Below are 12,350 nucleotides of genomic sequence, written 5' to 3' on the forward strand. Positions count from 1 at the left end.
TGCGCGCGTGGAGTACCGCGCAGCCACCCTTGACGACGTCCCCGCCCTGGTCGACCTGGTCGAATCCGCCTACCGCGGCGAGTCCAGCCGGGCGGGGTGGACCACCGAGGCCGACTTCCTCGACGGCCAGCGGACCGACCCCGAGGAGATCGCCCGCCTCGTCGGCACGCCGAAGAACCTGGTGCTGATGGCCTCGACCGACCGGCTGGTCGCCTGCTGCCACCTCGCCGAGGTCGACGGGGCGGCCTACTTCGGGATGTTCGCCGTCGTGCCGGGCCTGCAGGGCGGCGGCGTGGGGCGGGCGGTGCTGGCCGAGGCCGAGCGGACCTTCGCCTCGTGGGGGCTGCGCGAGGTGCGGATGAAGGTCGTCAGCAGGCGCGAGGAGCTGATCGCCTGGTACGTGCGCCGCGGCTACACCCTCACCGACGAGTTCACCCCGTTCCCGTACGGGGACGCGCGCTTCGGCGAGCCGCTGGAGCCGGGGCTGCGGTTCGTGACCCTGATCAAGTTCCTTGACGGGGAGCTGCCTCACCCGGTGGGGTGAGTTCTGTGGAATACCGTCAAATGCGGTTCGCGGCGGCGCCCGGGGCGACCGAGCTGATCCTCGTCCGCCACGGCGAGTCCGCCCCCGCCGTTCCCGGCATCCCGTTCCCCCTGGTCGACGGCCACGGCGACCCGCCGCTGGCGCCCGAGGGCGAGGCCCAGGCCGAGCGCGTCGCCGCCTGCCTGGTCGAGCAGGCCGTCGACGCGGTCTACGTGACGAATCTGCGCCGCACCGCCCAGACCGCGGCGCCGCTGCTGAGCAAGATCGGCCTGACCGCGGCGGTGGAGCCCGACCTGCGCGAGGTCCACCTCGGCGAGTGGGAGGGCGGGCTGTTCCGCATGCGCGTCGCCGCGGGCGACCCGGTCGCCGCGCGGATGCTGGCCGAGCAGCGCTGGGACGTCATCCCCGGCGGCGAGCCCGACGAGGCGTTCTGCGCGCGGGTGCGCGCCGGCGTGCGGCGGCTGCACGAGGACAACCCGGGCAAGCGCCTGGCGGTGTTCACCCACAGCGGCGTCATCGGCTGCGCCCTGTCCCTGGCCACCGGCGCGTCCCGGCTGGCCTTCGCCCGCGCGGACAACGGCTCGATCAGCAGGCTGGTGGTGGAGGGCGACACCTGGCACGTGCGCTCCTTCAACGACACCGCGCACCTGGCAGAGATGGTTACTCGCGAGTAGGGTCGCGGGTATGCGACAGGTTTCGGCCACCCGGGTCATCAACGCGCCCGCCACGGAGATCTTCGAGCTGCTGGTCGACCCGGCCAAGCACGCCCTCATCGACGGGTCCGGCACGGTGCTCGGGGCGCTCGGGCGTCCGGGGCGGCGGCTCGGCCTGGGCGACCGGTTCGGCATGGACATGAAGATGGGGCTGCCCTACAAGATCAAGAACACCGTGGTGGAGTTCGAGGAGGGCCGCCTGATCGCCTGGCGGCACTTCTACGGGCACCGCTGGCGCTGGCAGCTCGCGGACCTGGGCGACGGGCGCACCGAGGTCACCGAGACCTTCGACTGGTCGACGGCGTGGAGCGGCTTCCTCCTGGAGCGCGTCAAGTTCCCCGGCAAGAACCTCAAGGCCATCCGGGCGACGCTGGAGCGCCTCGACGGGATGTTCCCCGCCAAGGCGGGCTGATCGGCTCGTCCGGCGGGGGTCGTTCGGCGGGGTGACAATCGTCGGTATGAACCCTGAACCCGATCCGCCGACCAGGCGGTACGACCCCGCGCCGCCGGTGGACCCGGCGCACCGGGAGGTCCGGCAGGAATTCCGGGAGGAAGTCCGACAGGAGCCCCGGCAGGAGGTCGTGCAGGAGCGCACGGAGGACAGCCGGGCGAGCCGCGTGCGCACGATTCGCGTGGTGACGTCGCTGATCTCCTTCATCACCGCGCTGTTCGCGGTGGTGCTGGCCATCGCCATCGTCCTGGTGCTCGCCGAAGCCAACCCGGAGAACGGGTTCGCCTCGTTCATCGGGGACTTCGCGGGCGCGGTGTCGCTGGGCTTCGACGGGCTGTTCACGCCCGACTCGGAGAAGCTCGCGGTGCTGTTCAACTACGGGGCCGCCGCGATCGTGTGGCTGCTCATCGGGTCCGCGCTCACCTACCTGGTGCGCCGCTTCGGCGCGCCGAGTCCCAACCGGACGGTCAGCTACCGGCGGACCGTCCAGTAACGACAGCGAAGCTGTCCGGCGGCAAGGAATCCGGCCCCGCGCCCGGGGAGGCGAACACCACCTCCCCGGTCAGCGGGGCCGTTTCCGCGCCCAGGTTCACCACCAGCGCCAGCGGACCCCGGTGCAGCGTCACCACAGCGTTCTCCACTTCCACCGAGAACCGGTCCAGCCGGGGGTCGCTCAGCGACGGGTGTTCCTTGCGCAGAGCGATGAGCGCCTTGTACGTGTCGTAGACCGCGCGGTGGTCGGGGTCGGCCAGCTCGCCCCAGTGCAGGGTCGAGCGCAGCACCGTCGCCGGGTCCATCGGGTCGGGGACCTCGGACTCGCCCCAGCCGTGCTCGGCGAACTCGCGGCGGCGGCCGGTGCGGACCGCGTCGGCCAGCTCGGGGTCGGGGAACGAGGCGAAGAACTGCCACGGCGTCGTGGCCGCCCACTCCTCGCCCATGAACAGCATCGGGGTGAACGGCGAGCACAGCATCAGCGCCGCCCCGCACAGCACCCGCCGCGCGGAGATCGTCGCGGTGAGGCGGTCGCCGGTGGCGCGGTTGCCGATCTGGTCGTGGTTCTGCAGGCACACCACGAAGCGGTGGCCCGGGGTCAGCGCGCGGTCGATCGGGCGCCCGTGGGTGCGCTCGCGGAACGACGACCAGGTGCCCGCGTGGAAGAACGCGTTCTCCAGCGCCTGCTTCAGGCCGCCGAAGTCCGGCTGCGCGCCGAAATCGGCGTAGTAGCCCGTGGTCTCGCCGGTCAGGGCGACGTGCAGGGCGTGGTGGACGTCGTCGCACCACTGGGCGTCCAGGCCGTAGCCGCCCGCCGCGCGCGGGCGGGTGTGCTTGGGGTCGTTGAGGTCGGACTCGGCGATCAGGCTCAGCGGCCTGCCCAGCGCCGCCGAGAGCGCCGCCGTCTCGGCGGCCAGCTCCTCCAGCACGTGCGTGGCGCGCTCGTCGTGCAGCGCGTGCACCGCGTCCAGGCGCAGCGCGTCGACGTGGAACTCGCGGAACCAGGTCAGCGCGTTGTCGATGACGTAGCGGCGCACCTCGTCGGAGCCCGGCCCGTCCAGGTTGAGCGAGGGCCCCCAGATCGTCTCGCCCTTGAAGTACGGGCCGAAGCGGCCAAGGTAGGCCCCGGAGGGCCCCAGGTGGTTGTAGACGACGTCGAGCACCACGCCGAGCCCCCGGGTGTGGCAGGCGTCGACGAAGCGCTTGAACGCGTCCGGCCCGCCGTAGGGCTGGTGCACCGCGCCCCACAGCACGCCGTCGTAGCCCCAGCCCTTGTCGCCGTCGAAGGCGTTGACCGGCAGCACCTCCACCAGGTCGACGCCCAGGTCGACCAGGTGGTCCAGGCGCTCGATCGCGCGGTTGAAGGTGCCTTCTTCGGTGAAGGTGCCGATGTGCAGCTCGTAGACCACCGCGCCGGGCAGGGCGCGGCCGGTCCAGCGCTGATCCGTCCACGGGAACGCGCGGTGCTCGTAGCGCCGCGACGGGCCGTGCACGCCCTCGGGCTGCCACGCCGAGCGCGGGTCCGGCAGGCGGGTGTCGTCGTCACCGATCTGGAAGGCGTAGTCGGTGCCCGCGCCCGCTCCGGGCACCTCGGCCCACCACCAGCCGCCGCCGGAGCGCGCCATCTCGTGGCCGGTCTCGCCGATCACCACCCGCACCCGCTCGGCGTCGGGCGCCCAGACGGTGAAAACCTCGCCCTGCATCAGTCTCCTCGCACCAGCAACGCGACGGGGTAGTCGGTGAGCACGCCGTAGAACGGCCGCCCGGTGAGCACGTCGGTCCACGCGGTGTCGAGATCGATGCCGCGCTCGACATCGGTCATCGGCAGCCGCGAGGCCACCGCGATGAGACCGTTGCGCTCGAAGGCGACGACGTGATCGCCCGCCTCGATCGGGCGGTAGCCGGTGAACAGCTCGGGGCGCTCGCGCCGCAGCCGCAGCACCGTGCGCACGACGTGCAGCTTCGCCGCGCCGGAGGCGTCGACCGGCGGCACCCAGCCGCCGGAGATCCTGGCCAGCAGCTCGCGGCGCTCGGCGAAGTCCACCGGCCGCCGGTTGTCGGGGTCCACCAGCGACAGGTCCCACAGCTCGGTGCCCTGGTAGACGTCCGGCACACCGGGGCCCGCCAGCTGGAGCAGCTTCTGCCCCAGCGCGTTGGACCAGCCCGCCGGGGTGATCCGGTCGACGAACGCGCGCACCCTGGCCATCAGCGCGTCGTCGCCGAGCACGCGCGATGGCCACTCGGCGATCGCGGCCTCGAACGCCGGGTCCTGCTCGGTCCACGTGGTGGCGACCTTGGCCTCCCTGGCGGCTTTGCGCAGGTAGTCGACCAGTCGGTCGGCGTCGATCGGCCACGCGCCGACGAGGGTCTGCCAGGCCAGCAGGTTCAGCGTCGGCTCCGGCAGGCCGTGCGAGGCGGTCCAGTCGCGCACCTCCGTCGCCCACTCGTCGGGGATCTCCGAGAGCACCGCCAGCCGCGCCCGCACGTCCTCCGACCGCTTGGTGTCGTGTGTGGACAGTGCGGTCATCGCGGCGGGCGCGGTCTCCTCGCGGCGGGCCTGGGCGGCGTGGAACTCCGCGACCGGCACGCCGAAGCGCTCGGGCGCGCCGCCGACCTCGGTCAGCGCGGCGAAGCGGGTGTAGCGGTAGAACGCGGTGTCCTCGGTGCCCTTGGCCACGACCATGCCGGAGGTCTGCTGCAGGCGCAGCGCCAGCTCACCGGCTGGGTTGTCGCGGACCTGCTCGTCGATCGCGGCGATGTCGGCGGCCAGGTGCGGACTGGCCTTGGTCGCCGCGTCCACCGCGGCCCGCCAGTGGTCGACCCCTTCGGGCAGGTAGGAGCGGTAGACCGGGAAGTGCACCATCAGCTCGGCGACCGCCTCGCGCGGGTCGCCGGGCGCGCACGCGGCGATGCGGCGCACCTCGGTCGCCAGCGACGTGCTGGTGATCAGCCGCCTGCACTCGGTGCGCACGGCGTCGAAGTCGGTGGCCACGCCCAGCTCCTGGGCCAGCGCCGTGATCGGTCCCGCGCCCGCGGGGTCCACGAACACCCCGCACACCTCGCGCAGCGCGTCGTAGCCGGTGGTGCCCGCCACCGGCCAGTCCGGCAGCCGCTCGTCGGCCTCCAGGATCTTCTCCAGCACGATCCACGCGCCGGAGCGCTCGGCCAGCCGTCTGGCGTAGCCCGCGGGATCGGTGAGGCCGTCCGGGTGGTCCACCCGCAGGCCGACGACATCGCCGTCGGCCACCCAGCGCAGCACCTCGCCGTGGGTGGCCTCGAACACCTCCGGGTCCTCGACGCGCACCGCGGCCAGCGTGGTGATGTCGAAGAACCGCCGGTAGTTCAGCTCCGCCGAGGCGCGCCGCCAGTCCACGACGCGGTAGTGCTGGCGCTCGTGCACCTCCGCCGCGGTGCCGTCGCCGGTTCCCGGCGCGATGGGGAAGGTGTGCTCGTGGTAGCGCAGGACCTCCCCGTCCAGCTCCAGTTCGTCGTCGGCCGAGCCGAGGACGGGGATCAGCACGGGGAAGGACTCGATGTCGAAGTGGCGCGCGTAGCGCGAGGACGGGCCGTGGGTGAGCACGTCCCACCACCACGGGTTCGCCGTCGGCACCTCGACCGACATGTGGTTGGGCACGATGTCGACCACCACCGACAGCCCGGCCGCGCGCATCCGCGCCGTCATCGCGACCCGGCCCTGCTCGCCGCCCAGCTCCGGGTTCGCCTTCGTCGGGTCGACCACGTCGTAGCCGTGCGTCGAGCCGGGCGCGGCGGCCAGGATCGGCGAGGTGTACAGCGCGCCGACGCCCAGGTCGGCCAGGTAGTCGGCCAGCGCGGCGGTGTCGGCGAAGCCGAACTCCGGGCGCAGCTGCACCCGGTAGGTCGAGGACGGCGGGGTCGGCTGAGTCGGCTGAGTCACTGCGCGACCCGCCGCAGCACGATCAGCGACCGCGACGGCAGCGTCAGCGTGCCGCCGCCGGGGTGGCGGGCGGGCTCGGCCGGGGAGACCTCGCCGGTGGCGGTGTCCACCACGACCTCCCATTCCGCGCCGTACTCGCCGTCGGGCACCGTGGACTCGATGTCCTCGTGGTGGGCGTTGAAGCACAGCAGGAACGAGTCGTCGGTGACCCGCTCGCCGCGGGCGTCCATGTCGGGGATGCCGTCGCCGTTGAGGAAGGTGATGATGCACTTGCCGAAGCCGGAGCCCCAGTCCTCGTCGGTCATCTCCTGCCCGGACGGGCTGAACCAGGCGATGTCGCGCAGCTCGTCGCCGCGGCGGATCGGGCGCCCGGCGAAGAACCGGCGGCGGCGGAACACCGGGTGGGCGTGGCGCACCGCCAGCACCGCCGAGGTGAACTGGACCAGGTCGGCGTTGGCCTCGGCCAGCGACCAGTCCATCCACGACAGCTCGTTGTCCTGGCAGTAGGCGTTGTTGTTGCCGTCCTGCGTGCGGGCCATCTCGTCGCCGTGCAGCAGCATCGGCACGCCCTGGGAGAAGGCCATCGTGGCGATCATGTTGCGGCGCTGGCGCGCGCGCAGGTCGTTGACCTTCTCGTCCTCGGTGGGGCCCTCCGCGCCGCAGTTCCACGAGCGGTTGTCGGAGTGGCCGTCGCGCCCGCCCTCGCCGTTGGCGTCGTTGTGCTTGTCGTTGTAGGACACCAGGTCGTTGAGGGTGAAGCCGTCGTGCGCGGTCACGAAGTTGATCGAGGCGTACGGGCGGCGGCCGTCGTCCTGGTACAGGTCCGAGGACCCGGTGATGCGGGAGGCGAACTCCCCCAGCGTGGCGGGCTCGCCGCGCCAGAAGTCGCGCACGGTGTCGCGGTACTGGCCGTTCCACTCCGTCCACAGGGGAGGGAAGTTGCCGACCTGGTAGCCGCCGGGGCCGACGTCCCACGGCTCGGCGATCAGCTTGACCTGGCTGATGACCGGGTCCTGCTGGATGATGTCGAAGAAGGCGCTGAGCCGGTCGACGTCGTAGAACTCGCGGGCCAGGGTGGCCGCCAGGTCGAAGCGGAAGCCGTCGACCCGCATCTCCGTCACCCAGTAGCGCAGCGAGTCCATGATCAGCTGCAGGGTGTGCGGGTTGCGCGCGTTGAGCGAGTTCCCGGTGCCGGTGTAGTCGGTGTAGTACTGCTTGTCGTCCTCTTCGAGCCGGTAGTAGGCCTCGTTGTCGATGCCGCGCAGCGACAGCGTCGGTCCGAGGTGGTTGCCCTCGGCGGTGTGGTTGTAGACGACGTCGAGGATGACCTCGATGTCGGCCTCGTGCAGGGCCTTGACCATGGCCTTGAACTCCTGCACCTGCGCGCCCTGGGCGGTGTTGGCCGCGTAGCCGTCGTGCGGGGCGAAGAAGGCGATCGTGTTGTAGCCCCAGTAGTTGCGCAGGTCGCGCTCGATGAGGCCGTGGTCGTGCAGGAACTGGTGCACCGGCATCAGCTCGATGGCGGTCACGCCCACCTTGGTCAGGTGCTCGATGACCGCCGGGTGCGCCAGGCCCGAGTAGGTGCCGCGCAGCTCCTCGGGCACGTCCGGGTGCAGCATTGTGAGGCCGCGCACATGCGCCTCGTAGATCACGGTCTCGTTGTAGGGGTGGTTCGGCGGCCGGTCGTTGCCCCAGTCGAAGAAGGGGTTGACCACCACGCCGACGACGGTGTGCCCGGCCGAGTCGGCGTCGTTGACCTCGTCGGGGGCGTCGAACTTGTAGCCGAAGACCGATTCGTCCCAATCGACGGCGCCGGTCACCGCCTTGGCGTACGGGTCGAGCAGCAGTTTCGCCGGGTTGCAGCGGTGTCCGGCCGACGGGTCGTGCGGGCCGCTGACCCGGAACCCGTAGCGCTGGCCGGGCAGCACGCCGGGCAGGTAGCCGTGCCAGACGTAGCCGTCGACCTCGGGCAGGCGGATCTGGCGCTCGGCGCCGGACTCGTCGAACAGGCACAGGTCCACACGGGTGGCGACCTCGGAGAACACGGCGAAGTTCGTGCCCGCTCCGTCGTAGGTGGCGCCGAGCGGATACGGGGTTCCAGGCCAGGGCCGCACCAGGTCTCCTCCGGGGGGAATGGGGTCTTGCCCAAACCCTATGGCCGATCAAGCCGCCGCGCGGGATCAGCGCGGGTGAACTTCTTCTCAGGACCCGACCGGCTGCAGCCGCTGGGTGGAGACCGGCTCCATGCGCTGCGTGTGCTCGGCACGCCGCCAGGGCGGGCGCGTCTGGGTGGGCTTGCCCGACCACAGCGCCGCGGCGGCCAGCCGCTGGGCGCAGTCGGCGGCACTGGGACGGTGCGCGGGGTCGTCGGCGGTCATCGCCGCGAGCGCGGCCGTCCACACCGGCGGCAGCCAGCCCGGCAGCCGCGGCCTGCGGTTCAGGCGGGCGATCGCGGCCTCGAGGTCGGCGCCGTCGTACTCCGGGCTGCCGGTCAGGCACTCCAGCAGCACCAAGCCGAGCGCGTAGATGTCGGCGGGCGGGCCCACCGCTTCCCCGCGCAGCTGTTCGGGGGCCAGGTAGGCGGCGGTGCCGACGCAATGGCCGGTGATCGTCAGGCGGGCCGAGCCCAGGGCGCGGGCGATGCCGAAGTCGGTGAGGAAGCAGCCGCCTGCGTCGTCGAGCAGGATGTTGGCGGGTTTGACGTCACGGTGGACGATGCCGTGGGCGTGCACACAGGCCAATGCGTCGGCCAGGCGGGCGCCGACGCGGGCGGCATGCTGGGGCCTGAGCGCGCCGCCGGAGTCGAGCCGGTGGCGCAGCGTCGGGCCCTCCACCAGCTGCATGACGAGATAGGGCCGGTCGTGCTCGGGGGCGGCGTCGAAGATCTTGACCAGGGCGGGGTGGCTCAGCGCGGCCAGCAGGCGCGCCTCGCCCGAGGAGCGTTCGGCGCCGGAGCGGAAGAGCTTGACCGCCACCTCGCGGCGCAGCCGGACATCGGTGGCGCGGTGCACGTCGGCCATGCCGCCGCGCCCGATCACCGCCCCGAGCTCGTAGCGCCCGTCGAGCAACTCGCCCATCACGGCCTCCCAAGGTCCGGTCCATGAGCTACCACCCCCGGCGGCGCGGCAAACCTTTGCCCGTACGGGTGTACGGGTGCATGAAGGCGGCCGTGTGGGGGTAGACAGGTGTGTCCATTGCGTACAGAACCACGTTCGGGGAGTCACCATGTCCTTGGAAGACGACGACATCCGCAGCGGCCACATCGGTCAGGGGCCGGGCACCGCCGACCACGGCGCGACCGGTGTCCCCGGCGGGCACGACGGCGGTGCGGACGGGGGCGCCGACGGGGGCGCCGACAGCGGCGCGTCCGGTCCGGCCGACCATGGCGCGTCCGGTCAGCCGGGCGGGCACGACGGCGGTGCGGACGGCGGTGCGGACGGCGGAGCCCACGGGGGCGCGGGCATCGCCGACCACGGCGCGTCCGGTGAGCCCGGCGGGCACGACGGCGGTGCGGACGGGGGCGCCGACGGGGGCGCGGGCGTCAACCGCGACCGGCTGGAGGACGGTGGTGCCGACGGTGGTGCCGACGGCGGCGCGGACAGCGGGGCGGGCCAGGGCCGTGAGGCGCTGGGCGGCTTCGGCGGCACCGAGGGCGGCGGCACGATCGGCGGCGGCGGGTACAACCCGGGCGCCGACCGCCACTAGCGATGACCTCCCTCCCCGAGGACGGGCGGGACGCGCTGCGCCGGTGCGCGGCCGTCCCGCCCGCGGACTTCGCCGAGCGGTTCTGGGGCCGCGCGCCGCTGCTGAGCACCGGCGCGTCGGACTTCACCGACCTGCTGACCCTGGCCGACGTCGACGAGCTGCTCTCTCGACGCGGCCTGCGCACGCCGTTCATCCGGCTCGCGCGCAACGGCTCGGTCGTCGGGTCCGGCCAGTTCACCGGCGGCGGCGGGGTAGGCGCGGAGATCGGCGACCAAGTGCGCGACGACCAGGTCGCCGCGCAGTTCGCCGACGGGGCCACCGTGGTCCTGCAGGGGCTGCACCGGCTGTGGCCGCCGATCATCGACTTCGCCGGGGCGCTGGGCACCGACCTCGGCCACCCCGTGCAGGTCAACGCCTACATCACGCCGCCGTCGTCGCAGGGGTTCAGCGCGCACTACGACGTGCACGACGTGTTCGTGCTCCAGGTCGCGGGCCGCAAGCACTGGCTGGTGCACGAGCCGGTGCACACCGACCCGCTGCGCTCGCAGCCGTGGGACCAGCACTCGGCGGCGGTGGCCGCGCGGGCGCAGGAGCCGCCCGCCATCGAGGCGACGCTGGAACCCGGTGACGCGCTCTACCTGCCGCGCGGCTACCTGCACTCCGCCCGCGCGCTCGGGGAGACCTCGGCGCACCTGACCGTCGGCGTGCACGTGCTGACCAGGTACGCCGTCGCCGAGGCGCTGCTGTCGCTGGCGGGGTCCTCGGCCGAGCTGCGCTCGTCGCTGCCGCTGGGGGTCGACGCCGCCGACGGGGACCAGCTGGACGTGCCGGAGGTGGTGGACGCCCTGGTGCGGGTGCTCAAGGCGATCGAGCCCGATGACGTGGCCCGGCTGCTGCGGGGCCGCGCGTGGTCGGGCAACCGGCCCGCGCCGCTGGGACCGCTCGCCCAGGCAGCCGCGGTGCACGCGGTGGCCATCGGCGCGGCCGTCGAGCCGCGCCGCGGCCTGCGCTCCCGGCTGACCCCGGCGGGCGAGCGGGTGTGGCTGGAGCTGCCCGGCGACCGGATCGACCTGCCCGCCTACACCGAGCCCGCCCTCGCCGCGCTGCTGGCCGGGCGCTGCGTCGTCGGCGAGCTGCCCGGTTTGCCCGCGGAGGACCAGGTGGTACTGGTGAGGCGGCTGCTGAAGGAGGGAGTGCTGGTGGGCGGGACCGGGTGAGCCGGGAACGGTGCGCGGACGGACGGCGACGGCGCGGGGACTCCCCGGTGGGGACCGCGCCGCCGGTGCGCGCGTGGCTGCTGGTCGAGCAGCCGGGGCCCTGGGGGCCTCAGCAGGTGCCGGACTCCGCGCTGCCCGCCGAGGTGAAGGCGGCCCTGATCGCGCGCGCGGCCGGGCTGCACGCCCGCCTGCTGCTGATCCGCAGGCCGGGGCGCGGCGCGCCGGGGCCCCGGCGCGTCGGCTACGCCGACTCCGTCGCGGGAACCCTGCGGTGGACGGAGTTCGCCGCCGCGTCGGACCTGCTGGAGATCGATCCGCGGGCCGGTGTCCCCGACCCGCTGCCGCTGTACCTGGTGTGCGCGCACGGCAACCACGACGCGTGCTGCGCCATCCTCGGCAGACCCGTCGCCGCCGCGCTCGCCGCCGCCCGCCCCGGCCGCGTGTGGGAGTGCTCGCACGTCGGCGGGGACCGGTACGCGGGCAACGTCGTCGTGCTCCCCGACGGGCTGTACTACGGCGGGGTGGACGCCGGATCGGCCCCCGCGCTGGCCGACGGCCACGACCGCGGCGAGATCGACCTCGCCCGGTTCCGGGGCGCCAGCACGCTCGCCGCGCCCGCGCAGGCCGCCCAGCACTTCGCCCGGCAGCGGGCCGGGGACCGCTCGGCGGCGTCGTTCCCGCCGCGCGCGGTCACCAGAGTCGGCCACGAGGTGTGGGACGTCGCCTTCGACGGGCTCGTCCTGCGCGTGCGGGCCGTCTTCCACCGCTCCGACACGCCGCTGACCTGCTCGGCCGCGGTCCCCGCGGCGATCAGGGAGTTCCAGCTGGTCGAGGCCCCTAGTGCGCGCGGCGGGCCTGCCGCCGCGCCATGAGCCGGAACACCACCACGTGGATCGGCCACACGATCCACCAGTACAGCCTGCCGAGCAGCCCCTTGGGCCGCAGCGCCCCGACCTGGGTGAGAACACCGTCCTCGATGCGGTAGCCCAGCCACGCCTCGCCGGGGAACCACTGGTCGGTGTGCAGCACGATCCGGCTCTCGTCGACCGCGACCACCTTCCACCAGTCCACAATGGACCCGACGGCGATCTGCTCCGGCCGGTGCAGGCTCAGCCGCTCGCCGAAGAACCGGCCGAGCAGGATGCGCAGCCACCACGACCAGGCCAGGCCGTACCAGTGCAGGCTGCCGCCCAGCTCGCTGAGATCGAGGCGCTCGCCCTTGGCGGGCACGTGCACCCGCATCGCGTAGCGGGCGTCGGCGGGCGCGAGGTTGAACAGGTCCTCCACACCGGCGACCGTATACGGTCGGCCG

Annotated in this window: 12 protein-coding genes; 7 read left to right on the forward strand and 5 right to left on the reverse strand. The window is 73.3% G+C overall.

Translation table 11 applies throughout. The features are described from left to right. Positions 1–7 precede the first annotated feature (7 nt). The 4 genes from ACFPM7_RS24330 to ACFPM7_RS24345 are packed head-to-tail and all read left to right on the forward strand — an operon-like array spanning position 8 to position 2,201. On the forward strand, positions 8–544 hold the full coding sequence (locus ACFPM7_RS24330) for a GNAT family N-acetyltransferase (protein ID WP_378250075.1): 537 nt from the start codon (positions 8–10) through the stop codon (positions 542–544). Positions 545–564: 20 nt separating this feature from the next. Then, a complete protein-coding gene (locus ACFPM7_RS24335) occupies positions 565–1,218 on the forward strand; it encodes a histidine phosphatase family protein (RefSeq protein WP_378250218.1) in 654 nt (217 codons plus the stop codon). Positions 1,219–1,228: 10 nt separating this feature from the next. Further along, on the forward strand, positions 1,229–1,669 hold the full coding sequence (locus ACFPM7_RS24340) for an SRPBCC family protein (protein WP_378250076.1): 441 nt from the start codon (positions 1,229–1,231) through the stop codon (positions 1,667–1,669). 46 nt (positions 1,670–1,715) lie between these two features. Continuing rightward, positions 1,716–2,201, forward strand: coding sequence for a hypothetical protein (locus tag ACFPM7_RS24345; RefSeq protein ID WP_378250077.1), 486 nt, complete (start codon positions 1,716–1,718; stop codon positions 2,199–2,201). Here ACFPM7_RS24345 and treZ read toward each other — a convergent pair. From treZ to ACFPM7_RS24365, 4 genes are all read right to left on the reverse strand, one after another. Beyond that, positions 2,176–3,903, reverse strand: coding sequence for a malto-oligosyltrehalose trehalohydrolase (treZ, locus tag ACFPM7_RS24350; protein WP_378250078.1), 1,728 nt, complete (start codon positions 3,901–3,903; stop codon positions 2,176–2,178). The two genes, ACFPM7_RS24345 and treZ, sit on opposite strands and share 26 nt — an antisense overlap. Then, positions 3,903–6,116, reverse strand: a complete 2,214-nt coding sequence (gene treY, locus ACFPM7_RS24355) for a malto-oligosyltrehalose synthase (protein WP_378250079.1) — start codon at positions 6,114–6,116, stop codon at positions 3,903–3,905. Before treY ends, treZ begins: the two co-directional genes overlap by 1 nt. Beyond that, a complete protein-coding gene (glgX, locus tag ACFPM7_RS24360; protein WP_378250080.1) occupies positions 6,113–8,230 on the reverse strand; it encodes a glycogen debranching protein GlgX in 2,118 nt (705 codons plus the stop codon). Before glgX ends, treY begins: the two co-directional genes overlap by 4 nt. Positions 8,231–8,317: 87 nt before the next feature. Continuing rightward, positions 8,318–9,193 carry a protein kinase domain-containing protein gene (locus tag ACFPM7_RS24365; RefSeq protein ID WP_378250081.1) on the reverse strand — a complete coding sequence of 292 codons (876 nt, stop codon included), beginning with the start codon at positions 9,191–9,193 and terminating at the stop codon, positions 8,318–8,320. A 148-nt stretch (positions 9,194–9,341) separates the two neighbouring features. Between ACFPM7_RS24365 and ACFPM7_RS24370 the strand changes: the two genes are divergently transcribed. The 3 genes from ACFPM7_RS24370 to ACFPM7_RS24380 are packed head-to-tail and all read left to right on the forward strand — an operon-like array spanning position 9,342 to position 11,910. After that, the gene (locus tag ACFPM7_RS24370; protein ID WP_378250082.1) at positions 9,342–9,821 is read left to right on the forward strand and encodes a BatC protein; all 480 of its coding nucleotides are present in this window, start codon (positions 9,342–9,344) and stop codon (positions 9,819–9,821) included. Positions 9,822–9,823: 2 nt separating this feature from the next. Next, entirely contained in the window at positions 9,824–11,038 is a 1,215-nt protein-coding gene (locus ACFPM7_RS24375) for a cupin domain-containing protein (protein WP_378250083.1), read from the forward strand. A 47-nt stretch (positions 11,039–11,085) separates the two neighbouring features. Next, the gene (locus ACFPM7_RS24380) at positions 11,086–11,910 is read left to right on the forward strand and encodes a sucrase ferredoxin (protein ID WP_378250084.1); all 825 of its coding nucleotides are present in this window, start codon (positions 11,086–11,088) and stop codon (positions 11,908–11,910) included. On the opposite strand, the gene ACFPM7_RS24385 is transcribed toward ACFPM7_RS24380, so the two are convergent. Continuing rightward, positions 11,876–12,325 (reverse strand): DUF2867 domain-containing protein, encoded by a 450-nt coding sequence (locus ACFPM7_RS24385; RefSeq protein ID WP_378250085.1) that lies wholly within the window; start codon positions 12,323–12,325, stop codon positions 11,876–11,878. The genes ACFPM7_RS24380 and ACFPM7_RS24385 overlap by 35 nt on opposite strands. Positions 12,326–12,350 lie beyond the last annotated feature (25 nt).

The sequence above is a fragment of the Actinokineospora guangxiensis genome (assembly GCF_042657845.1).
GTDB lineage: Bacteria > Actinomycetota > Actinomycetes > Mycobacteriales > Pseudonocardiaceae > Actinokineospora > Actinokineospora guangxiensis.